Origin of the sequence: Bacillus sp. BHET2 (assembly GCF_005938125.1) — a bacterium.
Taxonomy (GTDB): domain Bacteria; phylum Bacillota; class Bacilli; order Bacillales; family Bacillaceae_B; genus Rossellomorea.
On sequence record NZ_VCQN01000003.1, the window covers coordinates 461,640 to 485,683 of the forward strand.

Sequence of the window (24,044 nt, forward strand, 5' to 3'; positions counted from 1 at the left end):
AATATTGTGGTTGATAGCTATAAATAGTACACTTATATAAAGAAAGAATTCTTACTATTTATAGGAGAGTAATGAATGAATTTTACTCAAAACAAGAAAACCATCATCATACTATTTATAATAATGATTCTATTAGAATTGGCAGACGTCTCCTGGAAAACCAATAATCCCGGAAATGGTGGGATGGCCCTATTCCTGCATATAGGATTAGTCGTATGCATGCTTGCGTTATTAGTTCTTTTATTTAAAGGGAATGCTGATGCTTCCAAAGAATTAACGAAAAGTAATAAAAACTTAAACAATATTTTTGAATCGTTGGATGTAGCGATTTGGTCTCATGATATGAAATCGGACGTTCTCTTGATTACACCTGGAATTGAAAACTTGTATGGTTATTCATTGAACGAATTTTACCGTGATACTCTACTCTGGAAGAAAGTCATTCATCCTGAGGATAGCCAAGTGTTAAAGGAACGGGAAGAAACCCTCGGTTCCGGACAACCATGTGTGAGTATTTATAGGATTATCAAGCCAAATGGTCAGGTTCGCTGGATCCAGGATAGGGGGATCCCGTCTTTTGATGAAAGCGGGGAAATGATTTCTTTTACAAGTGTGTTATTTGATATTACCAACCGGCGAGAAAGTGAAGACCAGTACCGGAGTTTAGTAGAAATGTCCCCTGATATCATTGCGGTGATCAGCAATCAGAAATTTGATTATATCAACAAAGCCGGTAGCAAGTTGATTGGTGCCAATAACCCGTCAGAGCTCATAAACAAGGATGTTTCTCGTTTTACAAGTCTTACCAATATCACCAAAGTAAGAGAAATGGCAAAAGAGTCAATTACAGGAGTACGATTTGATCTGACGATTTATCGCCTGAACGGTGAAGAAATCGATGTGGAGATTTCTGCTATGCCTATTTTATATGGCGGCCGAATGGCAATTCAGTTGGTGGGGCGAGATATTACCGATCGCAAAAAAGCAGAGAAAACCATCCGTACCATGGCCTATTATGATACGTTAACGGGGCTGCCAAACCGAAATAAATTCAAGAAATATTTAAATGAATCTATTCTTGCGTCCCCTGAGCAATCCATTGCCATCTTATTTTTGGATTTAGATCGATTTAAAGTCATCAATGATACGAAGGGGCACTCTACTGGAGATATGATATTGGAAAGGGTTGCCAATCGATTGAAGGATGTTGTGCAAGACAATGGAATTGTATTTAGACAAGGAGGGGATGAATTTATCATCCTACTCTCTAAATTAAATCTTGCGGATGTCGAAGGAATAGCCGGCAGTATAGTAGAAAGTTTCACAAGCCCGATCACGATTCATGAGCAGGAGTTCTTCGTCACGACAAGTATCGGTATCAGCATCTATCCTGATGATGGAGAAGATCAGGAAAGCTTAATCAAACACGCCGATACTGCCATGTATTTGGCGAAGGAACGTGGAAAGAACAACTATCAATTTTATCTTCCTGGCCTTGAAACAACTTCTTCACGACATATGGAAGTGGAAAATGGGTTAAGAAAAGCATTGGAGTTGGATCAATTTACTCTCTATTATCAGCCCAAAGTGGACTTGGAAACATCTGATATTCTAGGTGTAGAAGCCTTGATCCGCTGGGAAAACCCTGCTTTAGGATTGACCCCGCCAAATGAATTCATTCCTTTGGCAGAAGAAACGGGATTGATCATTCCCATTGGGAAGTGGGTGCTTCGGGCGGCATGTATGCAAAGTAAGAAATGGGAAAAACAGGGCTTAGGGATCATCCCTGTAGCCATAAATATTTCCGTCAGACAGATTAAGGATGACGGATTCGTAGAAATGGTGAAAGAAACCTTATCAGAAATGCAGTTTGAGCCGAGTCGACTTGAGCTTGAGATAACAGAGAGCATCATGCAGGACTTTGAGAAATCAACCGAGGTCCTCAATCAGCTTAAAGAAATAGGCGTTATCATTTCCATGGATGATTTTGGGACTGGATACTCATCATTGAATAATTTAAGACACTTACCGATTGATAGCATTAAAATCGATAAATCGTTCGTTGATGATATTACGAAAGACTCCAATCAAGTGTCCATTGTAAAAGCGATCATTGATATGAGTCGAAATATGAACTTCACAGTCATCGCGGAGGGAATTGAAACGGAAGATCAAGTAGTCTACCTGAGAGAAAATGCCTGCCAGGTAGGTCAGGGCTATCACTTTGGCAGACCAATGCCTGCTTCCGCGTTGCAATCTTTTTTGGTGGATAGGGAAGAAAACCGGTCTGTCAGTCATTTAGAACAATAACCATATTTATGAAACATAAGGTAATTCTTGAAAAAGATCAGCTATAGTAGAGGGAGAAGTCTCACTTTTCTTTAGTCAAACAACTATTGGAGGGACGCAACATTATGTCAGAGTGGCCTAATTGCCCAAAATGCAACTCAGAATACACATACGAAGATGGAAGTCTTTACGTTTGCCCCGAATGTGCACACGAATGGACGGCAGAAGCAGTAGAAAAGCCAGAAAGTGAAACAGTCGTCAACGACTCAAACGGGAATGCCTTGACCGATGGAGACTCCGTTTCCGTCATCAAAGACCTGAAAGTAAAGGGGAGCTCATCCGTTCTCAAAATGGGAACCAAAGTCAAAAACATCCGACTCGTCGAAGGCGACCACAACATCGACTGCAAAATCGACGGCTTCGGTGCCATGAAACTAAAATCCGAATTTGTGAAAAAGATATAAAAAGGAAGAGGGACGGACCTCTAATTAGCGATTATCCTATTGGATTTGGCTGATTGGAGGTCCGTCCCTCTTTCTGTGTATGTTTCTGGTTTTCAAATATTTGTAATATTTTCGTTACATTTCTGTTATAATTGTTTAAAAATTCTAACAACAATTATTGGAGGTAGGGGAATGAGTTTAGGAGTCAAGCTTGATCATGTTTCGAAGACGTATAAGGGAGAAGGGGTAGAGACTCATGCTTTATTGAATGTGTCAGTTGAGTTTGAGGAAGGTGAGTTCGTGTCTGTAGTAGGCGCATCGGGTTCTGGTAAGTCTACGCTTTTGAGTTTGATTGGGACATTAGATCAATCGACCATGGGTGACATTCAGTTTGGGTCCAGGAATATCACGGAATTCAATCAGAAAGAACTTGCAGATTTTCGGTTTGAAAACATTGGCTTTATCTTTCAACAATTTCACTTAATCCCCACGATGACCTCTTTAGAAAATGTGATGGCACCGCTCTTCTCAAGAAAGGTTCCTTACAACAAAAAAAATCGGTCATTAGAGCTACTGGAAGCGATTGGCCTCGGTGATAAATTGCACTCTCTTCCTTCACAATTATCAGGAGGCCAACAGCAACGGGTGGCAATTGCAAGGGCTCTTGTGCATGAGCCTCAATGGCTATTGGCAGACGAGCCTACAGGTAATCTTGATACCGAAACGGGGGAAATCATCTTTAGTATCTTGAAATCACTTAATGTGGAGAAAGGCTGTGGTGTCATCTTTGTCACTCATGATGCTGACATTGCTAAGAAGGCGGACAGAATGATTGAGATGAAAGACGGTCAGATCATATCTGATCAAGCAGTGGCCCCGATATGATCCGGTTTATTTGGAATTCATGGTGGAGAAACAAAGAGCGCTTCACGCTATTGATTATCGGCGTTCTGCTCTTAAGTGTTGGATTGAGCTACTTAGTGGGAGTGACACAAAGCAATAATGGAACAATCGTCAACGAACTTCAGAAAAGATGGAAATCCTCCTATCATCTTGTGGTCCGTCCTCCCGATTCAAGAAGTGTAACAGAGGAAATGAATCTACTGGAACCCAATTATTTGAGTGGACTATCTGGTGGGATCACACTTGAACAATATGAAACCATAAAAAAATTGAGTGATGTGGAAATCGCTGCACCGATTTCCATGATGGGATATGTCTATAACCAAGTGAATATGGGGCAATTGTCCATCACTGAGCCTGGCATCTATCGTCTTAAGGAAAAAGAAGTAGTTCAGACAGGTGCGAAAGAGGATGTGAACGAAGGTGACTTTTATTTCACAATCGGCGGGTGGGACGCTACTCAAACAATGGACAAGGGATATGGTGTTGGCTATTTTTCAGGTGAATTATCCTATGGAACACAGGTCCTCGTTGCGGGGATTGATCCGGAACAGGAAGCGAAGCTAGTTGGTTTAGATAAGGCGATGGTAAAAAGCCAAGCCAGTAGATATTTTTCTGAGAAGGACGAAGTAACTGATTTCCCCGTAGGAGATAATCTAACCGACTCGGCAATCTCGGTCATTATGAGTGATCGTGAGTTTGTAGATGGAGAAATTCAATTCATTGTGGAAAAACTGGATATCCCTTTTGAGGCAGAAATACAAAGTGAAACGATGGAAAGAGTGAAACAAAAAGGCGGCCAGAAATACCTTGATGAACAAAAAGGCACTGTGGTGGAAGAAAAACGCTTCACCACAGAACAAGCGCACAAAAAAATCGTGAATGAAGTAACGCACCCAAGTTATACAAGCAATTTGGATAACATGAACTGGATGAGCTTTAAGCCATCACCGGTAGAATATCGTCCTGTCACAAGTCCTTTTGGAAAGAGGTGGGCATTCAGCTACGAGGTAAGCCCCTATAGTGTACCTAAGGATTCAATTCTGGCAGTAGACGAGGCGTACCGGAAAGTAGAAACGTTTGGAGAGGAAAGTTCAAGCTGGCCAAGATTGAGGTTGGATTATATCGGAATCTTTGATACTCAGAAACTCAAAATCTCCAAAGATCCATTGACCGAGCTTCCAGTGGAGACATATTTCCCTTCTAAAGCCAGCTTGGTGCTGGACGATGATGGGAATCCTGTCAATCCCCCTGTACCTATGAAGCCCGTCAACAATCCGTATGGTTTCCTTACAAAGCCCCCACTCATGCTGACGACCATTGATGCAGCAGCACATGTACTTGGTGATAAACCGATTTCAGCTATACGGGTCAATGTGAAGGGGGTCGACACATTCAATGAGGAAAGCGAGGCTATTCTTCAAAAAGTGGCAAAGGAGATACAATCAGCAACGGGGTTGATGGTCGATGTAACATTGGGATCATCCCCTCAGCCTGCTTTGACACATATTCCTGGAATTGATGGAGAGAAAAGCTTTGGGTGGATTGAGCAACCGTGGATCAAAATCGGTTCCTCCATGACGATTTTTAAAGAAGCCAAACTTGGAATTTCAGGGGTAGTTGGAAGTGTCGTTGCGGTAGCCATTGTATATGTGTTTTCGTCGAACCTGATCATGATGTATGGACGCAAGAAGGAATTTGCCGTTTTACTTTCTTTAGGGTGGAGACCGAACCAGCTATCAAAATTATTACTCATAGAAGCTCTTATACTGGGTACGGTCGTGTCTATGGTAAGCTGGCTCATATTAGGATGGTTTACCTTATCAAATGATCTGGATCCATCCCCTGTGCGTGTCATCCTCATTGGGTTGATAGGATTGACGATTTATATGACCGGAGCCGTGATCCCTGCGCACCTCGTCAGAAAAATCATGCCGTATGAAGCGATGAGATCTGGAGAAATATCCTTAAAACAAAAGAGAATGGTGAAGTCTGAATCAGTAGGGGGCATGGCTGTAAATTCGATGCTGTCGAGGTGGAAGAGAACCTCTTTATCCGTTATTTCCATGGGGATCCCCACTGGGCTTCTGCTCTTTTACCTGTTTATCACCATCCGCTTAAAAGGAGTTATGTATACGAGCTGGCTTGGAGAATATGTAGCCATGGAAGTAAGTTCTATGCATTATGTGGCAATGGGAATCGCTCTGACTATCGCGGTCCTCACTACGGCAGAAATCATTTGGCAGAACGTTGCAGAAAGGCAGCCAGAAATATCCGTATTGAAAGCACTCGGGTGGAGGAATGGGACAATCCGTCTGCTCGTGATCTTAGAAGGGCTGTTGTCGGGAATGATTGCAGGATTGATTGGCTTATGTTTTGCTTTCATTCTTGTCTTTAAAATCTATGGGCAATTTCCCTTTAATCAGGCATGGATGTATGTCACATCCATCCTGATTCCGATTTCGACAGGTATGATTGCTGCAATCCTGCCTGCGGAAAAAGCTGCAAATACCCCACCATATCAAGGGTTGAGCGGGGGATACAGCAACAATGAAAATGTGGAAAAGCAATTCAAATATGTTCTTTCAACGGCGGCGGTTGCACTCTTAATTGGCATCATGGTCCTCTTTGGCAGAAGCATTCCCGAAGTGCATCAAGTGGAAACGGTAAATATGGATTCCCCGGAGAAAGAGGAAGGGACGAAAGGGGAGACGATTTCAGCTTACACTACTCCAGAGAAAGAAGAGATAGACGAACCGCAAGACGAACCACTGGCATTTTTGAAGGCGAAAGAACTTGCCGGAAAACAAGCAACCATCGGAGAAAAGCTCGACCTTGATGGTGTCACGATCCTAATTCAATCACCAAGTGAAACACCATCCGTGTTAAAACCGAAGAAAAAAAATCACCAACTCATAACGATTCCTGTCACCTGGGACTTGAAATATACGGATGGATATGGAGATGCAACTACGACTGAGTTTAAGGCTAATTTATATACCCTTTTAGACCCGGAAGATAAGAAGTATTATCCCATGGAAATAGACATTGTAGATGCTGAAAGTTATCGTGGAGGGAGATTGGGTATTCCCGGACACCTTACTGCTTTGCTGACATACGAAGTTCCGGAGAAGTTTGATCGTTTTCTGATCAGTGGAACGATACCTGATAGCTCAAGGAATGTAGTAGCCGAGATTACATCTCAGGATACGAAGAAAACCAGGAAACCTTATACATTAAAGCAGAGTGGAGTTGAACCAGGAGCGACTGCCGATTACAAGTTGAACCTGGAATTGGACAACAATGGTAATTGGAAAGTCAAGGCGGATATTACGGTTGCAAATCAGTCTGACCAAACTTGGAAGGATGTCGGCTTTTACTTCATCCCTAATGCATTTACAGAAGAAAATAAGCCTGATTTCATAAAAAATCCTGCACAAGCTTCCATCCGTTCGATTGTTAGTTCAGGGATGAATTTGAAGTATTCATTAGAAAATAATAACCTCCTGGTCACTTTAGACGAAGAGGTAGAACCTGGGGATTCGAAAACGATTAAGATTGAATATAGTATGAAAATCCCGAAAAACGGGTTGCGATTATCTCAAAACAATGAAGATTATTTTCTTGCCCAATGGTATCCGATGCTTGCGACATATCAGGACGGTTGGAATATTGAGCCGTTTGATCCGAAGGGAGAATCGTATTATACAAATTACGGGAGATACTCTGTAACTTATAATACTCCGAAAGAATATTTGGTAGTCACTTCGGGGATGGATGAAAATGATGTGCCGTTAAAACAAGGAAAGGTAGAAGCAAATAACATTAGGGATTTCTATATCGCATTCCTGAACCCGGAGGACTGGGTGAAAAAGAGCATGACTGTGACAAGTGGAATCGTCAGGAATGTGGATCTGCGGGTATTTATGCCGAAAGATCAATCTTTGATTATCGACGAAATGGTGGAAAAGTCGGCAGAAGCCTATATGTTCTACAATGATATGATAGGAGAAAATCCTTCTAATGAAATAGATATGATTGCGAATAATGGGGATATGGAATACTCCAATATCGTTGAAGTATCAAATAACCCTGAGGAGTATGAGCATACTCTTGTTCATGAGATCGCACATCAATGGTTTTATCAAACTGTGGCTAATGATTCTTATCATGATGCCTGGCTGGATGAAAGTCTCAGTGAATTGATAACAGCCTTATATCTGTCCTATGAGAATAAGAATGATTTGAAAGGGTTTGCCTATTCTAAACAAGTCTTAAATACGGTGAAACCAGCTGAAGTTGTTAATACACCTTTGAGTGAATTTGATCAACAATACATTTCAACCGTATATGGGAAAGCGCCCATCCTTTTGAACGATTTCTTCGAGCAAAATGGGGGAAGAAAAGAAGCACTACGCTTCCTGTCAGACTACTACAAAAAGTATCAATTCAAACACGTAGACTCAAATACATTTGCTGGCTTCCTTGAAGAGTATTACGAGGGAAACCAAGAAGAATTCTTAAACCAATGGCTTAAATAGGGAGAGGGACGGACCTCCAAATGGGGTGAGGAAAATAAGCGGATTGAGCAATTGGAGGTCCGTCCCTAAGAAATAGTCCCTTAAAAATCACTGTGCTCATTCCCCCAGGTGTGCATTTGTTTGAGGATCGGCATGAGGGTCGAGCCTAGTTCGGTCATGGAGTATTCTACTTTTGGAGGGATGGTGTCATATTGTGTACGGAGGATAAATCTGTCTTCTTCCAGTTCCTTTAGCTGCTGACTCAGCACTTTATGGGATACTCCAGGTAGCAATCTTCGCAATTCGTTGTAACGGAGGGTCCCGTCTGTGCCAAGATGCCAGAGTATGACGGTCTTCCACTTACCACCGATTTTCTTCAGGGTGTATTCGATGGAGCATTTTAACTTTCCTTTTTTATCGATTGGGGTACCCATATCCTGTTCATTCCTTTCTTACCTTTAGGTTAGTTTCTCACAAAAAAGTGCATTCTTACATTGAGAAGCGCTTGGCCGTATAATGAGGGCGAGTTAGATAAAGCTAATTTAAAATAGGAGTGATGATTGATGTTACCATATCCAAGATCTTTTTCACATATCGGACTATCCGTACCTAACCTGGAAGAGGCGATTTCATTTTATACTGAGGTATTCGGGTGGTACACCATTATGGAACCTTCCGATGTTGAAAACGATGATACTGCAATCGGACAGATGTGCCGTGATGTATTCGGGAATGATTGGGAGAAGTTCAGAATTGCTCATCTGGCGACTGGTGATAAAATTGGAGTGGAATTATTCCAGTTTCCACAAAACGAAAAGCCTGAAAATAACTTTGAATACTGGAAAACAGGGTTATTCCATTTCTGTATTCAGGATCCTGATGTAGAAGGTATGGTAGAGAAAATCAAACAACATGGGGGAAAACAGCGCATGCCGATACGAGAATATTACCCTGGTGAAAAACCATATCGGATGGTTTACGTAGAAGACCCATTTGGAAATATTTTTGAGATCTACTCACATAGCTACGAATTAACATATTCCGATGGCGCTTACTGATTCCATAGAAGAAAGACACGTTCATTGAAGAACGTGTCTTTTTTTGAAATAAAGGTTCTTACTCACTTATGAAGAATCTATTATTGGTGAATGTATTCAGTAAAGAGGGGGGAAGACATGTTGAAGATTATGGAATTGGAAGAGACCTCTAACTTTTTCTATGAATCAGTGAAAGTGTTTTGGGAACAATGGGGAAATCGAGAAAATTATAAGTTCTACTACGATTGTATCTTTCATTCATGCCGTACCGAAGAAGATTTGCCACGATTTTATATCGCTCTAGAAGATGGGGGCATTGTAGGTACTTACGCACTTCTAAGAAATGATCTGAATAGTCGGCAAGATCTGTTTCCTTGGTTGGCGTGTCTGTACGTTGATTCGGATTATAGAGGGAGGGGGATTGGCTCCAAGTTACTGGAACACGGCCTGCAAAAAACACAAATAAAAGGCTATAAAAATCTATATCTCTCAACGGACCTCGAAGGTTATTATGAAAAATACGGATGGATTCATGCAACAGAAGCGATTGGGCTGAGCGGAGATTCCATTAAAGTCTACCAAAAATCATCCCATCCTAATTCATAAGTGAAGAGAAAGAAGAGGGACGGACCTCACCAAGAGAGGTCCGTCCCTCTTCTTTTAGGTATGCACTCATTGAATTCAGAATAAATATAGACAAAAGAATTCATGAGGGGGTTGAAGCTGTGAGGCAGGTATCGGCGGCGGTTTATCTTTCGTTTGGGATGTTGTTCATTTTTTTACAGGGGTTTGAAGGGTTTACTGGTCCTGACAATATGAATTTTATTATTTTCCTTTTCTTTATGGCGGGGGGCTTTTATTTATATCATGATCTTAAAGATCGCATTATGGATAAAATAAATAAAAAATAAGGCACGCATGAAAAGCGTGCCTTTCTCTATTTATAGTCCAACTGAAATATACTTAACCTCTAAATATTCTTCGATACCTTGATGTCCACCTTCACGGCCGAGTCCGCTTTGCTTGAATCCGCCAAATGGCGCTTGCGGGGTGGACGGCATGCCATCATTCAACCCGACGATTCCATATTCCAATTGCTCGCAGATCCGGATACCCTTTGTGATATTCTCGGTGAATACATACGCAGCAAGCCCATATATGGAGTCGTTTGCCCGTTCAATCGCTTCTTCTTCCGTTTTAAACGTGGTGATCGGAGCGACTGGACCGAACGTCTCATCTTTCATGCAGAGCATGTCATCATTCACATTCGTAAGCACAGTGGGTTCAAAATACAATCCGCTTTTTCCTTTACCGCCGTAGGCAATTGAGGCTCCCTTATTTACTGCGTCTTCCACATGTTTCTGGACTTTTTCGATTGCATTTTCATCAATTAATGGACCAATGTCGACGCCATCTTCCAGCCCGTTCCCTACTTTCAATCCTTTCACTTTTTCAATCAGTCTTTCCGTAAATGAATCTACGATGGATTCATGAACATAGATACGATTGGAGCAGACACAGGTTTGGCCGGCGTTCCTGAATTTGGAGCCAATGACGCCATCCACGGCTTTCTCTAAATCAGAGTCGCCCATTACAATTACTGGTGCGTGGCCTCCAAGTTCTAACGATATTTTCTTGACAGTATCTGCTGACCCTTTCATCAGAACCTTGCCAACTTCGGTAGAACCAGTGAATGTCAGTTTGCGTACGCGGGCGTCTTCCATCCACGCTTCTCCGATGGATTTTGAATCGCCTGTCACCACATTGATGACACCTTTAGGGATACCCGCTTCTTCAGCAAGTGCCGCCATTTTTAAAGCGGTCAAAGGCGTTTGGTTCGCAGGTTTGATCACGACTGTACATCCGGTAGCAAGAGCCGGAGCAACTTTACGTGTGATCATCGCAGCAGGGAAATTCCAAGGTGTGATGACGGCAACGACCCCAACAGGTTGCTTATGGACAAATAATCGCTTGTTCCGCTGAGTAGCAGGGATTTGCTCACCATACACGCGCTTTCCTTCTTCTGCGTACCAGGAGATGAAGCCATTGGCATATTGGATTTCACCAGTTGCTTCTTTTAATGGTTTTCCTTGCTCAATGGTCATGGTGCGTGCAAGATCTTCTTTGTTCTCGTTGATCAGGTCATGCCATTTGCGGATGAGTTCACTTCGTTCATAAGCAGAGTATTGGGACCAGTCCTTGAATGCATCATGAGCTGCGTCTACTGCACTTTCAGCCTCTTTTTTACCTCCATAAGGTATGGTAGCGATGACTTCGGAAGTGGCAGGGTTTGTCACATCCCTCTTTGAAAGGTCCGATCCGATTTGTTCTCCGTTGATGATCATATTGTAGTGTTGCATAGTGTTCCTCCTTTTGAAATGAGATTCCCATATGCTGATTACTATGTAGGTTTGTCTTAAATTTACAATAGTGAAAGGGAAGAATCCAGTAATACATCCTATTTATATTCCGATAGGCTATTCACTGTTTAATTACCCTCAATTAGAGGGAACATAAACCGTATTAACCTAAACCAAGGAGGCTTCCACATGAAAGCAATCATCATCAACCAATACGGAGACAAAGATGTATTACAGGAACAAGAAATCGATCAACCATCGATTGGAGACAATCAAATCTTATTAGAAAATCATGCGACATCGATCAATCCAATCGATTGGAAAGTGCGAGCAGGATATTTAAAAGAAATGCTCGACTTCCAATTTCCCATCATCTTAGGATGGGATGCAGCAGGTGTGATCGCTGATAAGGGAAAGAATGTTAAGGGATTTGAAGTAGGAGAAAGGGTATTTGCAAGACCTGCGACAACTAGAGAAGGTACATATGCCGAGTATGTGGCAGTGGACGAGGAACTTCTGGCCAAAATGCCAGATAGTATGAGCTTTGAGGAGGCAGCAGCCATTCCCCTTGCAGGATTGACGGCTTGGCAATGCTTGGTTGACTTCGGACAAATTAAGGAAGGTGATAAGGTCCTCATCCATGCGGGTTCCGGTGGAGTCGGGAACTTCGCCATTCAGATTGCAAAAAGCTTCGGTGCCTATGTCGCGACAACAGCTAGTGGAAAAAATGAAGAGTTCGTCAAATCATTGGGTGCAGATCAATTCATTAATTATAAAGAGGAAGATTTCAGTGAAGTGCTGAAGGATTTCGATCTGGTACTTGACTCCATGGGTGGTGAAATCCAGTCCAATAGCTATAAAGTGCTGAAGGAAAATGGAAAACTTGTATCCATCGCACAGCCTCCAAGTGAGGACGAAGCTGAAAAGTATGGAGTGAAAGCTGAATTTCTATGGCTTGATCCCAAGGGAGAACAGCTATCAAAGCTAGCCCATCTTTACGAGTCAGGGCAATTGAAACCAGTCATTGGAGAAACCTTTGAACTAAGTGAACAAGGCTTAAAAGATGCTCATGCCTTAAGCGAGACCCATCACGCACAAGGGAAAATTGTGATAAAGGTGAAATAAACGAAAGAGGAGGGACGGACCTTGAATTCAAGGTCCGTCCCTCCTCTTTTTTATAGTTAAAAGTATATACGGTTGAACAATCAGAAAGGTTTTTTCCTGAAATATGTAAAGTGCGCTTGACGTAAAGTTTCCTTTACAATAAAATATGGAAATATAAGGAGGTATCCTGCTGTGAAAAATAAATTAGTAGAATACCGCAAAACATGTGGTTACTCCCAGGAGAGATTGGCAGCTGTATTAGGGGTATCGAGACAAACCATCATTTCAATTGAAAAGGGGAAGTATGATCCTTCTTTGAATCTCGCTTTTCAGTTGGCCAAGGTGTTTGAAACGTCAATTGAAGAGATTTTTGTTTACGAAGAGAAAGGGGAGAAGAAATAGTGTACACAAAGGCATATCTGATTTTAGGTTGGGTTCTGGCCATCCAGACGGCTTTCTTATTCTTTGTTGGCATAACGGCAAAGGAATTTCCATATTTCGCTCTTACTCCCATGTCCTTGACTGTTTTAAGTTTTTGTATGCATTATCTCTATCCTCAGTTTAAGCAAAAGGATGAGCGGATGAAGATGATCAGGGAGAAGGGAATCTTTTACTCGTATTTTGCTATCATGGTATTTCACGTTATTTTTATGACGATTCTGCAGTTTGACCTTATCCAGCTAACAGCAATGAATTTATTAAATATCCTGACCAGCCTAATCATAATGACCGTGTTCATCTCTATGGTGATCATGGCGAAAATCTATTAGAAGAGAGGGACGGACCTTGCGACCAAGGTCCGTCCCTCTCTTCTCCTCTCTTCTCAGTCGGTTCTGTTGTTGACTTCATAAGCCGCTCGGATGGCGGATTCGATTGCTCCTTCCACCCAGCCATGAAAGGGAGAAGTGTGCTCGCCTGCAAAGTGAATGCGTTGTTCAGGCAAGTAAAGGTCATCTGAAAAGTCGGAAGCCTGGTTGGGAGCAAAGAGGGTGAAACAGCCTGCAGAAAATTGATTTTCCCCCCAGCTGTAAGAAGCACCCTTAGAATATTCTTTATAAACCTGATCACCATATATTCGGTAAAGACCTTGCAAGGCCTCACGTATACGTTCATCTTCAGGCAGACTGTTCCACAAATTCGCATTTTGCCCCCAGCTATAACTGCCGAGCATGACGCCGGGACCCTTTTCTCCTATGTTATGGCTTGGTTGATACGTGTACCGAATAGGGAGATCGGTAATAATGTTCCCGATTTTGAAGGTTTCCCAAAACTTTGTTTTAAACTCCAAACCTATTTTCACAGACGATACATAGTTCAGCTCCCGTATTGCTTTCCATTTTCGAAAGGAAATAGAATTATAGGGATGAACATCAATAAATTGAAACACAGAGTAGGGGACGGTAACAATGGTGTAATCACCTTGAAAACGATGATAACGGTTCGTGGTACGATCTCTTACTATCACTTCAACACCGTCATCCTTCTGAACGATCTGATGGGCTTTTTGAGAATAGAGAATATTCTGTTGGAGTTCAGGCAGAAAGGAGTGAGGTAGTTTATCATTTCCTCCATCAATTTCAAAAAACTTTAATTCTTCATTGAAGACGGTACGAACAATGTCCAGGAGGATATCAACGAATGATAGTTCCGGGAATCCCTCTATGCCTAAAATGACTTTCACAATCCGAATCGCCTCAGGAGATAATGAGGTTCCGATTGGATTGAATCGTAAGAAGACATCAAATGAATAATGATCAAATTTTATTCTTAATCTCTCCTGTTCTTCAGGGCTAGCTTTTTCGTACAAGTCTAAGAACGGCTGCACTGCAGATGATAATAATTCAATCGCCGTTTTTCCCTGTTCTTCAGGAGGTAATGGATAGTTAAATACATCAGGGTTTGTGCTGTAATAAGAATCTGTTGTTTGTATTCCATTTACGAGGTAGAGGTCGCTTTTATTAATAAACTCATTTGTTGGTAAGTTGAATTTACGAATGTATTCGAATACTAAATCATGCGTTTCAGGGAAACGCATGGCTCCGACATCTAAATATTGACCTTCAGAAAAAGGTTCACGGAGCGTTAACACCCGTCCACCTATACGGTCATTTCCTTCAAGGATGGTAACGGAATGACCGGCCTTTTTTAAAAGTGAAGCAGCAACCAATCCAGCCATGCCTGCCCCAATAATGATTACATTCTTAGATTCTTTTGCGGGAACCAAACCATTTTTCACGATGGACACCATGTCATCTGGATAGGATAGATTACCGTAATTGTGGTTATCAGCTCTATTCCTCAATTCTTTCGCCCCCTTAAGCCAAAACTACACTACTTATGTATATGATAAGGGAGAAGGAGAATAGACGGTTTAGGTGTAGTTCATATTCTCTAACTAATGAAAAGATGTGGAGCCAAGAATTAGTTCAAGAGAAAATCATAAACAGGGACGGACCTTGAAAGGTCCGTCCCTGTTTATGATCAATCTTCGTCTACCTCAACCACTTTGAGTTGAGTTTTTTCTTGGCCGTCTTCCACAAGGTATTTAAGCTTAGACAATTTATTGGTCCAAAATTGTTCATAATAAGAAAGCCAGTCCTTTAATTCCGCCAATGGCTCAGGCTGCAAACGATAGATTTTTTCTCTTCCCACTTTTACTCCGCTTACCAATTCAGCTTCAGAAAGAATGGTGAGATGCTTGGCGATGGCCGTTCGGCTGATGGGAAAATGGGATGTTAAAGCAGAAATGGGCATCTCATTTTCAGAGAGTAATCGAAGCACTTCTCTGCGGGTCGGGTCTGCAATTGCTTGAAACACATCATGTTTGATTGCAGCCACTTATCCTTCGACAACCTTCCGAAGCTTTTGGTCGACAATGCCTACCCAACCGCCAGCCATACGTTCCCGAATCACAGAGCTTTTCTCGTTCGGTTTCGAAACAACCGCATCATCATGCTTCCAGCCACCATGAATAAGGGTGAACTCTGTTTGATCTCCCACCTCTTTTAACAGAAACGAAACGAACCAGCCATCAGTATCCCATGAGAAGGAAAGCTTATAGGGTGGATCTATCTCCAATACTTTACATGGAGACGGGCCAAAAGGGGACTGAATATGAAATTCGTGTCCGACTTCCGGTTGAAAATCATTAGGCATAAACCAAGAGGAAATACCCTCTGAAGTAGAGACGGTGTCCCATACTTTTTGAATAGGGGCATTAAAAAGAACTATTTGCTTAATATCTTCGAGTTGATTACTTTGATTTGACTTCATACATGTCTCCTACTTTCTGTGAGTTTAAATAACACCAAATGGTTTCTTTTTTTATATTATAACACCATATGGTTTCACGTCAATGGACGCTTTTCAAAAGAAGGAATTTGATTAAAAGTTGTAGAAGTAGAGTCGGGTGTAGGAAATATGATGTGGACTTGTAGTATTTGTTTAACAGGAGAAATTTAATTGATCATACCGGGTAGAATTTTTGGGGTTATATCAACCGGCCATACAATAGCACAGAATGACAGGAGTACATACAATCTGAATGGTACATTAGAATTGCAGGGAGGTAAGAAGCGATGGAAATGCTGCATAGGATGAATGATTGCATTCAATATATTGAGGACAATCTTGAAGGAGAGATCGAGATGGAAGAGCTTGCTCGGTTGTCACTCAGCTCGAAATTTCACTTTCAACGGCTGTTTTCTCTTGTTACGGGCTGCACTGTAGCCGACTACATCCGAAAGAGAAGACTTACTCTCGCGGCTCAGGAACTGATCAACTCGAATGCGAAGATCATCGATGTTGCTTTTAACTATGGATATGAAACACCGGAATCCTTCTCGAAGGCTTTTCGAAGGGCCCACGGTGTATCTCCATCCCAAGTGAGAGAATCGGGAACGCCATTGAAAGCATTTCCACGCATCTCCTTCCAAATCCAACTTAAAGGAGAAGTCGAAATGGATTATAAAATTGTGGATAAAGAAGCATTCCAAGTGATTGGAAAAGGAAAAAGAGTTTCAACGGGTAACGGGCAGAACATGAAGGACATTCCTGTATTTTGGGATGAGGTAAACACGACGGAATTAGACAGGAAGATTTGTGAAGCTGCAGGTAATGATGAGATGCTTGGAATCTGTATGGAATTTGATCATCCAAATGAAGAGTTCACGTATTTTATCGGGGCGGAGAAGAAGAGTGGAAATGATCGTGTATTAGCGGAAAAAGAGATCCCAGCCGCCACATGGGCTGTCTTTGAATCAGTGGGTCCGATGCCGGATGCCATTCAAGCTGTATGGAAGCGTATCTTCTCGGAATGGTTCCCTTCCACGGGCTATGAGCATGCAGGCGGTCCTGAATTCGAATTGTACCCTCCTGGGAATCCGAATGGTGAGAATTATCGTTGTGAGGTTTGGGTTCCGATTAAGAAGAAGTAAGGAAGTGTGCCTCCATTGAGAAATGGGGGCTATTTTATTATGGGAAACTGAGTGGTGGTCGCTTGGAAATGGATTTATTATCGACTTTTTAAATATATTATCGAGATTCCCGATATATTATCGAGTTTGCCTATTTTATTATCAACTTCGGATCAGATATTATCAACTTCAAGTGTTCTGCTGCTATTGACTCTCCAATTTCATCATGTTACTATAAAGTCACACATTACATGTGACCATTTATTCACATGTAAATCCCAACGAAAGGATCGTTAATATGAAGGACGAACTTTCCACCTTGTTTAAGGCGCTGGGCCATCCTATTCGCAGGGAGATCCTTGACCTCTTAAAGAAGTCAGCAAGAACAACGGGTGAACTGAATGAACATTTTCCTGAGGTGACAAGATACGCGATAATGAAGCATTTGACGATCTTGGAAGAAGGGAATTTGGTGTTGGTAAAGCGGGAAGGAAAGTTTCGGCGCAATTACCTTAACGCAGTTCCACTTCAAGAAATGCATAACCGGTGGGTAGGCCAATTTATGGAGTCTACTGCTAATTCACTGCTGAAGCTTCGAGCATTGGCAGAAAATAAAGGAGGAGAAGAACATATGGAACAAAGTAATGTGTTTCGTATTGAACAAGAAGTCATGATTGATGCACCAAGGGAGACGGTATTTAAAGCCTTAACAGAACAAGCAGGTGACTGGTGGGAATTTAAGTTGGCACCTGAGGGAGTAACGTCTCAATTCTCATTTGATCCTGTACCTGGAGGACAATTCATCGAGAAATGGCGGAAGGATGAAGGAGCTCTCTGGGGAACGGTATATTACGTGAATGCTCCGGAAGAAATTCGTCTTCACGGTCATCTCGGGATGCAAGGGGCAGTAAACTCTGCATATACCTATCGGTTGATTGAAAAGGGAGATTCCACCTTGCTTCAATTATCCCATGCCGCTTCCGGTGTCCTTGAAGAGGATTGGGAAGAGAAACATTCAGAGGGGTGGACCTACTTATTGGGAACACTGCTGAAAAATTATGTAGAAAATAAATGATAGCAAACAATGGAAAACAGGTGCAGATTTTGCATCTGTTTCCGCTAGAGGAGAAAAGAAAATGGTAGATGTTTTAACGGAAATTACAATCCGCTGCCCACTTCAAAAGGTTTCAGAGTATGCAAGTAATCCCGACAACGCGCCTGATTGGTACATCAATATTAATTCATCAGAATGGATCACGAGTAAACCGTTGTCCCTACACTCTCAAATTGCTTTTAAAGCTAAATTTCTGGGACGAGATCTATCCTATGTGTATGAAATAATCGAGTATGTTCCTGGACGAAAGCTTGTGATGAAAACAGCTAATGGACCGTTTCCAATGAAGACCACTTATACGTGGGAAGAAGTTGATCAAGACATCACAAAGATGACGCTCAGAAACGAAGGGAACCCCACTGGTTTTTCAAAATGGATGACTCCATTGATGTCGACTATGATGAAGAAGGCGAATAGAAAAGATTTAAAGAAAATCAAAGAGATTCTAGAAAGCTAATGCCGGAAGGAGATGCTCCTCTTAGAGGAACATCTCCTTCCTTGTTTTGTATACGCAATGATCCTGTCACTTAATCACCACATATGGCCTCATCATTTCATAATCCTCATGCTCTAAAATATGACAGTGCCAAACGTACAATCCGGTATACGGCCCAAATGGAACGATGATTCGCGTTATTTCCCAAGGGTTTGCACAAACCGTGTCCTTCCACCCTTGTTCATTCGCTTTCGGTTTGATGCGTGGTCCGATTGGGACGAATCTACCCTCTTTTTGATAGATTTCTTTATCGAATGGTTGCCGGTCAAGAATTTGAAATCTGACTAAATGTAAATGGATGGGATGGGATCCTTCCGTTGTGTTGATAAAGTTCCACACTTCACTGCTCCCAAGACGTGGCATTTCTGTAATTGGATCCGACCACAACTGGTTATTCAGGAGGTGAACCTCCCGCCCATATTGATCATGCACCATATTCAAAAGAAGATTCCTCGTCTCGGATGCATTTCTTTTCTTCAATCTTGGTACATGTTGTAATGCCGATGGAATTCTGCTCGTATCTTTACCTAAAAGCTGTTTAATCACTCGAAACTGCATCAGGACCCCCGTCGTATCACGATCTGGTACCTTCCCGGTTGGAAATGGGGCCGGGGCAAGGTTGTGGATGGTGATGAATTCTCCAGATAAGGAAGAAAAGTCAATGATGACATCTGCACGTTCAGCTGGAGCGAGCAAGATCTCCTGGACACGGACCGGAGCAGAGAGAAGGCCCTGATCGGACCCTATTTGTATAAACGGGGTGCCATTGGAAAGGGAAAGCTGGTACGTCCGGGAATTTGAAGCGTTGATCAATCGAAAGCGATAGCGGCGTGGTTCGACATCAGCGTATGGCCATACCTTCCCGTTTACCAGAAGCGTATCTCCAAAGAAGTTCGAGAGGGTGGAGGGACGGACACCAGGAGTGGGAGGGTCAGGTTCGGAAGGATAATGGAGTGATCCATCATTATTGAATGACCTATCCATAACCACTAATGGAATATCGTATGGACCAGCAGGCAGTGACAATGCATTCTCTTCTTCATCGTGAATGATATACGCTCCGGCGAGCCCTGCGTATATATTCAAGCGGGTTATCCCGACAGCATGATCATGATACCAGAGGGTAGTGGCTTGTTGCTGGTTCGGGTATGTGTAAACTTTCTCTGCAAAGAAGGGTCCTGTCTCTTGAAATCCTTTAGTAAACCAGGCATCCGGATAACCGTCACTGGTATCAGGTGTCGCCCCTCCGTGAAGATGGACGACAGTACGAACCTCGGGCTGGTTTTTTCCTGCTCCATGAACGGTGGTATCGATAGGGAGGAAATGCTTCTTTGGAAGGTCATTCTTCCATAATACCTGTACCGTTTGATTACGCTTCACCTTAAAGGTAGGGCCAGGGAATTGTCCGTTGTACCCCCATATTGTCGTAGGGGGAAGATCCCTGTGAAGTTGCTGCTTCGCTTCCTTCATGGTCACTACGTAATAGTCGGAATCGTTGTAAGTAGAAATCGGATGAATCGTTTCCATAACAGGAAGCTGGTCGACGAATTTCTCAAGCATCATAGGTCCTCCTCTAATGGCGCTATTACTCCATATGTATTGCAGTTGACTTTGAAATATCCTCTATTCTTAGTTCTCGTCTTAATTGGAGTAATTGGTTCCCCTACAGGAAGAGGAGCTTGAATAGCATATCTGCTGATCAGTTTGTTTCTCCATCCTCTTAGTTTCTAAACCCGACTGGTTCAAAGGACATTCCCTTATTGGGAAAAGAGTATTGACTATGATACGTTCTTTTTCCTTGGCATCCCATTTTTTGTTACACTATTTAAGTTGCTATATTGTTTAATCACTGGAGGAAGTTATGTCAAATCGAAATAAAGGAATTCTACTATTATTGGTATCCGCTTTTGGTTTTTCACTGATGGCGGCATTTGTGAAGCTGTCTGGAGATGTACCTACCATCCAGAAAACCTTTTTCCGGAACATCGTATCTGCATTCATCGCATTTGGTTTTGTCCGGTATCATAAGGAACGATTATTCGGGAAGAAGGAAAATCAAAAGCTCTTATTGCTTCGCTCGGCACTAGGAGCTGTCGGAATCGTATTGTTCTTCTATGCAATCGATCATCTTGTGTTATCCGATGCCGATATGTTGAACAAGCTGAGCCCGTTTTTGACCATTATCTTCTCGGCTCTATTCTTGAAAGAACGGACGCGGGTTTTTCAGGTTGTTGCAATCATCATTGCTTTCATTGGAACACTGCTCATCATCAAACCGGCGTTCACATTTGACGTCATTCCGTATCTTGCAGGCGTATTTTCCGCCATTTTCGCTGCAGGTGCCTATACGGTCCTGCGTGTACTCGGGAGCAGGGAGAAGTTTTATACGGTCGTCTTTTACTTCTCATTCTTTACGACGGTCGTGCTGCTTCCCTTTGTCATCGGATTTTATGAACCGATGAGTGTGAAGCAATGGGTTTATCTATTATCCGCCGGCGTATTTGCGACAGTAGGTCAGTTCGGGATCACGATAGCGTACAAGTTTGCACCGGCTAGAGAGATATCGATCTTCTTCTATTCGACTGTCGTGTATTCAGCTCTCATCAGCATCTTCTTATTCGGTCAGATCCCTGATGTATACAGCATCATTGGATACGTTGTGATTTTCGGGGCATCATTATATATGTTCTTGAAAAATAATGAGGCTGGTAAAAAGCAGGCATCATAAAACGGACCTATCCATCATTTGGTGGATAGGTTTTTTACATTGGTAAAATGAAACATTTTCCTTATGGTGATCGTATATGAATTAACAACTTACAATAATAGGAGAGAATAGGATGAAGGTAGCGTTAATCATCATTGGAGTTTGTTTGGTCATCGGGTTGATATTTATTGTGACATGGATTAGGCAGTTCACGGGGAAAGTGGATCCCGACTATCTGATAGACTATTTGAAACATAACGAGAATACGAGCTTAACTGTTTATCGAAATGGGGAAACGCTGGCGGCAGTCCGGGAAGATGATATGTTTCCGTTAGCGAGTACGGTGAAGACGATAGTGGCGATTGAATACGCCAGACAGTGTGAAGAAAAGAAAATCGATCCTTCCCATAATGTTTCCCTTGGTGAACTGGATCAGTATTATATTCCGGATACGGATGGGGGAGCCCACATAAGCTGGTTAGATTATTCAAAAGAACATGGCTTACTATTGGGGGATTCTACTAATCTTGAAAATGTAGTGAAAGGAATGATCTTATTCAGTTCCAACGCAAACACCGAGTATTTAATGGAACTTCTGGGAATCGATGAAATCAACGGGTCACTGGATGAGATGGGGATCGAAAAGCATGAGGCGCTTTACCTCATTGTCGGAGCCATGCTGGTTCCAACCTATTTCAAACTGAATCATCCTTCTTATACAGATGATTATATCGAGTCGAAGATAAAGGAAATGTCAAAAGAAGACTACATACAAGTATCGCAAGTTGTTTCCAATGAATTAAAAAAGGGAGAAAAAGATACCTACATTGAAAATCTACACACGAGTGATTCCTTGCAGAGAATATGGTCGGACAGATTGACCCGCAGTACAACTTCTGAGTATGCCACTCTAATGGAGAAATTGAATTCAAAGACTTTTTTTAAAAAGGAAACACAGCAGCGATTGGATTCGGTCATGGAAGGACTTATGGAGAATCCTAAAAATCGTAAGTGGTTAAAGCATGCCGGACAAAAAGGGGGAGCGACGGCATTCCTCGTCACGAATGCTGCGTATGCTACTGATAAAGAAGGAAATTCGACAGAGGTTGCCTTTTTTACAGATGATCTGGAGGCAGCAGAGATGGAGAAAATCTTTAACAATCTGAATGAATTCATTCTAAAAGTTTTAAGAGATGAAGATTTACGAAAGAAGCTGGAAAAGTTATAATGTAAGTAAATGGAATTTATATTAGGAGGATGTGTTTCTGATGACTCTCCGTGAAACGAAATGGGCATCATGGGCACTTGCCCTGTTATCAGTCGTGATCCTGAGTAATCTTTTACTGTATCAAACTGTTGTGCAGCAGTTTTTCGCCATTGAACTTGAAGATGGGGTGGTGTTTGGATCCTTAATCGATTTGGTGATTATTTCACCTGTTCTCGCCTCTGCTGCTTTTAAACTGTCAAAGAAGCAGGCGGTTGGATTAATGGTATTTGGGTTGGTGATAGCAAGAGTAATCATACCCGAAGAATTCTTCACCCCTTATACAATCCTCTTATACTCGGGGATAGGGGTGGAAGCTCTATTCCTAGCAACGGAATTGGGAATGATCTTTCTGTTGTTCCGGAAAATTCCTGTCATCCGAACCGCCATGAGATCATCGGGAGTGGGGCCGATCTATTCTTTCATGCCAGCCGTCGAGAGAAAAGTAAGCGGACATCCAATGATAAGGGTAGTTTCGTCAGAGCTTCTGATGGTGTATTATGCATTCTTCAGCTGGCGCAGTAAATCGCCTGTTCATGATGGTGTTGTCACGATGCATCAAAAGACGAGCTCCGTCGCCATGAACATCATGCTTATCCATGCCGTCGTCATCGAAACGATCGGCCTTCATTGGTGGCTACATTCGAAAGTTCCGATATTGTCTCTTGTCTTACTGATTTTGAACGTGTACTCTGTTCTTCTCGTCATAGCCGAAATTCAGATTACACGATTGCATCCGTTAGAAGTGAAAGATAATCAGTTTTATGTGGTTCAAGGACTCAGGCAGCGATTGGCATTCCCTCTTTCAGCTATCGACCACATCGAATGGGGAACAAAACCAAGTAAAGATACCATGATATTCATGCATAAAGATTTTGAAGAGATTCATCCTCAAGCTATCTTGTTCTTGAAAGATCCTGTGGAAGCGACAATGTTCATGGGGAGGAAGAAAAAGGTGTCAAAGTTGGCACTGAGAGTGGATGAGCCCGAGAGGTTAAAACAGTTATTGGAGGCAAGGATAGGCCGTTAAGTATAAAATAAGTGCCCGACGTTCGAGGCTCTTTCCTTTTTTTACGACATTCTATAAACCCAATCACACACACCGATCATCGATTCCTTCATGACGGAACGGGCGATTGCAACCCGCTGTTACTCCCCCTCATTAGAAATATGGTCTAAAACTCGTGAGGACTTCTCTCCCTATTTGTATGATGTCGCACCAGATTTAAATTTTATATCGTATTGAAATCATAACTGCCCCCTCTTTTCCATAAACGATATTTTTTGATTTCACTTTAGCACAAGATGCGGAGCTGAACCCATTTATTACACATCGCTCCTCTGTTGGATATACTATTAATAAAATCATCCTTTTACCCATATCTTTTTCAC

At 42.2% G+C, this 24,044-nt stretch carries 22 protein-coding genes; 16 read left to right on the top strand and 6 right to left on the bottom strand.

The annotated features are described in order from the left end of the window. The first annotated feature begins 75 nt into the window (after nucleotides 1-75). The 4 genes from FGG79_RS14880 to FGG79_RS14895 all read left to right on the top strand — a co-directional run bounded on the left by FGG79_RS14880 (nucleotide 76) and on the right by FGG79_RS14895 (nucleotide 8,176). The gene (locus tag FGG79_RS14880) at nucleotides 76-2,310 is read left to right on the top strand and encodes a sensor domain-containing protein (protein ID WP_138779656.1); all 2,235 of its coding nucleotides are present in this window, start codon (nucleotides 76-78) and stop codon (nucleotides 2,308-2,310) included. Between the two features lie 104 nt (nucleotides 2,311-2,414). Next, nucleotides 2,415-2,753, top strand: a complete 339-nt coding sequence (locus tag FGG79_RS14885; RefSeq protein ID WP_138779658.1) for a zinc ribbon domain-containing protein YjdM — start codon at nucleotides 2,415-2,417, stop codon at nucleotides 2,751-2,753. A gap of 171 nt (nucleotides 2,754-2,924) precedes the next feature. Next, nucleotides 2,925-3,617, top strand: a complete 693-nt coding sequence (locus tag FGG79_RS14890) for an ABC transporter ATP-binding protein (protein ID WP_138779660.1) — start codon at nucleotides 2,925-2,927, stop codon at nucleotides 3,615-3,617. Further along, the gene (locus tag FGG79_RS14895) at nucleotides 3,614-8,176 is read left to right on the top strand and encodes an FtsX-like permease family protein (protein ID WP_138779662.1); all 4,563 of its coding nucleotides are present in this window, start codon (nucleotides 3,614-3,616) and stop codon (nucleotides 8,174-8,176) included. Before FGG79_RS14890 ends, FGG79_RS14895 begins: the two co-directional genes overlap by 4 nt. Before the next feature lie 80 nt (nucleotides 8,177-8,256). On the opposite strand, the gene FGG79_RS14900 is transcribed toward FGG79_RS14895, so the two are convergent. Further along, entirely contained in the window at nucleotides 8,257-8,589 is a 333-nt protein-coding gene (locus tag FGG79_RS14900) for a winged helix-turn-helix transcriptional regulator (protein WP_138779664.1), read from the bottom strand. Between the two features lie 129 nt (nucleotides 8,590-8,718). Between FGG79_RS14900 and FGG79_RS14905 the strand changes: the two genes are divergently transcribed. The 3 genes from FGG79_RS14905 (at nucleotide 8,719) to FGG79_RS14915 (ending at nucleotide 10,103) form a co-directional block, all read left to right on the top strand. After that, complete coding sequence (locus FGG79_RS14905; RefSeq protein WP_138779666.1) at nucleotides 8,719-9,213, top strand: lactoylglutathione lyase family protein; 495 nt, start codon at nucleotides 8,719-8,721, stop codon at nucleotides 9,211-9,213. Nucleotides 9,214-9,330: 117 nt separating this feature from the next. Beyond that, a complete protein-coding gene (locus FGG79_RS14910; RefSeq protein WP_138779668.1) occupies nucleotides 9,331-9,798 on the top strand; it encodes a GNAT family N-acetyltransferase in 468 nt (155 codons plus the stop codon). Nucleotides 9,799-9,917: 119 nt separating this feature from the next. Continuing rightward, nucleotides 9,918-10,103: a hypothetical protein gene (locus FGG79_RS14915; protein ID WP_138779669.1), complete on the top strand. Its 186-nt coding sequence runs from the start codon at nucleotides 9,918-9,920 to the stop codon at nucleotides 10,101-10,103. Between the two features lie 30 nt (nucleotides 10,104-10,133). On the opposite strand, the gene FGG79_RS14920 is transcribed toward FGG79_RS14915, so the two are convergent. Continuing rightward, a complete protein-coding gene (locus FGG79_RS14920) occupies nucleotides 10,134-11,552 on the bottom strand; it encodes an NAD-dependent succinate-semialdehyde dehydrogenase (protein WP_138779670.1) in 1,419 nt (472 codons plus the stop codon). 189 nt (nucleotides 11,553-11,741) lie between these two features. Here FGG79_RS14920 and FGG79_RS14925 point away from each other — a divergent pair, with 189 nt between their 5' ends. The 3 genes from FGG79_RS14925 to FGG79_RS14935 all read left to right on the top strand — a co-directional run bounded on the left by FGG79_RS14925 (nucleotide 11,742) and on the right by FGG79_RS14935 (nucleotide 13,426). After that, nucleotides 11,742-12,677: an NADP-dependent oxidoreductase gene (locus tag FGG79_RS14925; protein WP_138779671.1), complete on the top strand. Its 936-nt coding sequence runs from the start codon at nucleotides 11,742-11,744 to the stop codon at nucleotides 12,675-12,677. Between the two features lie 171 nt (nucleotides 12,678-12,848). Further along, the gene (locus FGG79_RS14930) at nucleotides 12,849-13,058 is read left to right on the top strand and encodes a helix-turn-helix transcriptional regulator (RefSeq protein ID WP_138779672.1); all 210 of its coding nucleotides are present in this window, start codon (nucleotides 12,849-12,851) and stop codon (nucleotides 13,056-13,058) included. A 110-nt stretch (nucleotides 13,059-13,168) separates the two neighbouring features. Continuing rightward, the gene (locus FGG79_RS14935; RefSeq protein WP_138779838.1) at nucleotides 13,169-13,426 is read left to right on the top strand and encodes a permease; all 258 of its coding nucleotides are present in this window, start codon (nucleotides 13,169-13,171) and stop codon (nucleotides 13,424-13,426) included. 53 nt (nucleotides 13,427-13,479) lie between these two features. Here FGG79_RS14935 and FGG79_RS14940 read toward each other — a convergent pair whose 3' ends face one another. From FGG79_RS14940 to FGG79_RS14950, 3 genes are all read right to left on the bottom strand, one after another. Then, complete coding sequence (locus FGG79_RS14940) at nucleotides 13,480-14,958, bottom strand: flavin monoamine oxidase family protein (protein ID WP_346764075.1); 1,479 nt, start codon at nucleotides 14,956-14,958, stop codon at nucleotides 13,480-13,482. Between the two features lie 179 nt (nucleotides 14,959-15,137). Further along, complete coding sequence (locus FGG79_RS14945; protein WP_138779673.1) at nucleotides 15,138-15,494, bottom strand: ArsR/SmtB family transcription factor; 357 nt, start codon at nucleotides 15,492-15,494, stop codon at nucleotides 15,138-15,140. Then, nucleotides 15,495-15,929: an SRPBCC family protein gene (locus FGG79_RS14950; protein ID WP_138779674.1), complete on the bottom strand. Its 435-nt coding sequence runs from the start codon at nucleotides 15,927-15,929 to the stop codon at nucleotides 15,495-15,497. A gap of 305 nt (nucleotides 15,930-16,234) precedes the next feature. Here FGG79_RS14950 and FGG79_RS14955 point away from each other — a divergent pair, with 305 nt between their 5' ends. From FGG79_RS14955 to FGG79_RS14965, 3 genes are all read left to right on the top strand, one after another. Then, nucleotides 16,235-17,092, top strand: coding sequence for an AraC family transcriptional regulator (locus FGG79_RS14955; RefSeq protein ID WP_138779675.1), 858 nt, complete (start codon nucleotides 16,235-16,237; stop codon nucleotides 17,090-17,092). A gap of 277 nt (nucleotides 17,093-17,369) precedes the next feature. Further along, complete coding sequence (locus FGG79_RS14960; RefSeq protein ID WP_138779676.1) at nucleotides 17,370-18,146, top strand: SRPBCC domain-containing protein; 777 nt, start codon at nucleotides 17,370-17,372, stop codon at nucleotides 18,144-18,146. A 61-nt stretch (nucleotides 18,147-18,207) separates the two neighbouring features. Beyond that, the gene (locus FGG79_RS14965; RefSeq protein ID WP_138779677.1) at nucleotides 18,208-18,642 is read left to right on the top strand and encodes an SRPBCC family protein; all 435 of its coding nucleotides are present in this window, start codon (nucleotides 18,208-18,210) and stop codon (nucleotides 18,640-18,642) included. A 66-nt stretch (nucleotides 18,643-18,708) separates the two neighbouring features. On the opposite strand, the gene FGG79_RS14970 is transcribed toward FGG79_RS14965, so the two are convergent. Then, on the bottom strand, nucleotides 18,709-20,244 hold the full coding sequence (locus FGG79_RS14970) for a multicopper oxidase family protein (RefSeq protein ID WP_138779679.1): 1,536 nt from the start codon (nucleotides 20,242-20,244) through the stop codon (nucleotides 18,709-18,711). A gap of 298 nt (nucleotides 20,245-20,542) precedes the next feature. Here FGG79_RS14970 and FGG79_RS14975 point away from each other — a divergent pair, with 298 nt between their 5' ends. The 3 genes from FGG79_RS14975 to FGG79_RS14985 all read left to right on the top strand — a co-directional run bounded on the left by FGG79_RS14975 (nucleotide 20,543) and on the right by FGG79_RS14985 (nucleotide 23,682). Next, nucleotides 20,543-21,409: a DMT family transporter gene (locus tag FGG79_RS14975; RefSeq protein ID WP_138779681.1), complete on the top strand. Its 867-nt coding sequence runs from the start codon at nucleotides 20,543-20,545 to the stop codon at nucleotides 21,407-21,409. Between the two features lie 112 nt (nucleotides 21,410-21,521). Beyond that, nucleotides 21,522-22,616 (top strand): serine hydrolase, encoded by a 1,095-nt coding sequence (locus FGG79_RS14980; RefSeq protein ID WP_138779683.1) that lies wholly within the window; start codon nucleotides 21,522-21,524, stop codon nucleotides 22,614-22,616. Nucleotides 22,617-22,656: 40 nt separating this feature from the next. Beyond that, nucleotides 22,657-23,682: a beta-carotene 15,15'-monooxygenase gene (locus tag FGG79_RS14985; RefSeq protein WP_138779684.1), complete on the top strand. Its 1,026-nt coding sequence runs from the start codon at nucleotides 22,657-22,659 to the stop codon at nucleotides 23,680-23,682. The last annotated feature ends 362 nt before the right edge of the window (nucleotides 23,683-24,044 follow it).

Bases quoted from the DNA above. Each gene is read 5' to 3' on its own strand.
- FGG79_RS14880 (WP_138779656.1), top strand. From the start codon at position 76: ATGAATTTTACTCAAAACAAGAAAACCATCATCATACTATTTATAATA.
- FGG79_RS14885 (WP_138779658.1), top strand. From the start codon at position 2,415: ATGTCAGAGTGGCCTAATTGCCCAAAATGCAACTCAGAATACACATAC.
- FGG79_RS14890 (WP_138779660.1), top strand. From the start codon at position 2,925: ATGAGTTTAGGAGTCAAGCTTGATCATGTTTCGAAGACGTATAAGGGA.
- FGG79_RS14895 (WP_138779662.1), top strand. From the start codon at position 3,614: ATGATCCGGTTTATTTGGAATTCATGGTGGAGAAACAAAGAGCGCTTC.
- FGG79_RS14900 (WP_138779664.1), bottom strand. From the start codon at position 8,589: ATGGGTACCCCAATCGATAAAAAAGGAAAGTTAAAATGCTCCATCGAA.
- FGG79_RS14905 (WP_138779666.1), top strand. From the start codon at position 8,719: ATGTTACCATATCCAAGATCTTTTTCACATATCGGACTATCCGTACCT.
- FGG79_RS14910 (WP_138779668.1), top strand. From the start codon at position 9,331: ATGTTGAAGATTATGGAATTGGAAGAGACCTCTAACTTTTTCTATGAA.
- FGG79_RS14920 (WP_138779670.1), bottom strand. From the start codon at position 11,552: ATGCAACACTACAATATGATCATCAACGGAGAACAAATCGGATCGGAC.
- FGG79_RS14925 (WP_138779671.1), top strand. From the start codon at position 11,742: ATGAAAGCAATCATCATCAACCAATACGGAGACAAAGATGTATTACAG.
- FGG79_RS14935 (WP_138779838.1), top strand. From the start codon at position 13,169: ATGTCCTTGACTGTTTTAAGTTTTTGTATGCATTATCTCTATCCTCAG.
- FGG79_RS14950 (WP_138779674.1), bottom strand. From the start codon at position 15,929: ATGAAGTCAAATCAAAGTAATCAACTCGAAGATATTAAGCAAATAGTT.
- FGG79_RS14955 (WP_138779675.1), top strand. From the start codon at position 16,235: ATGGAAATGCTGCATAGGATGAATGATTGCATTCAATATATTGAGGAC.
- FGG79_RS14960 (WP_138779676.1), top strand. From the start codon at position 17,370: ATGAAGGACGAACTTTCCACCTTGTTTAAGGCGCTGGGCCATCCTATT.
- FGG79_RS14965 (WP_138779677.1), top strand. From the start codon at position 18,208: ATGGTAGATGTTTTAACGGAAATTACAATCCGCTGCCCACTTCAAAAG.
- FGG79_RS14970 (WP_138779679.1), bottom strand. From the start codon at position 20,244: ATGATGCTTGAGAAATTCGTCGACCAGCTTCCTGTTATGGAAACGATT.
- FGG79_RS14975 (WP_138779681.1), top strand. From the start codon at position 20,543: ATGTCAAATCGAAATAAAGGAATTCTACTATTATTGGTATCCGCTTTT.
- FGG79_RS14980 (WP_138779683.1), top strand. From the start codon at position 21,522: ATGAAGGTAGCGTTAATCATCATTGGAGTTTGTTTGGTCATCGGGTTG.
- FGG79_RS14985 (WP_138779684.1), top strand. From the start codon at position 22,657: ATGACTCTCCGTGAAACGAAATGGGCATCATGGGCACTTGCCCTGTTA.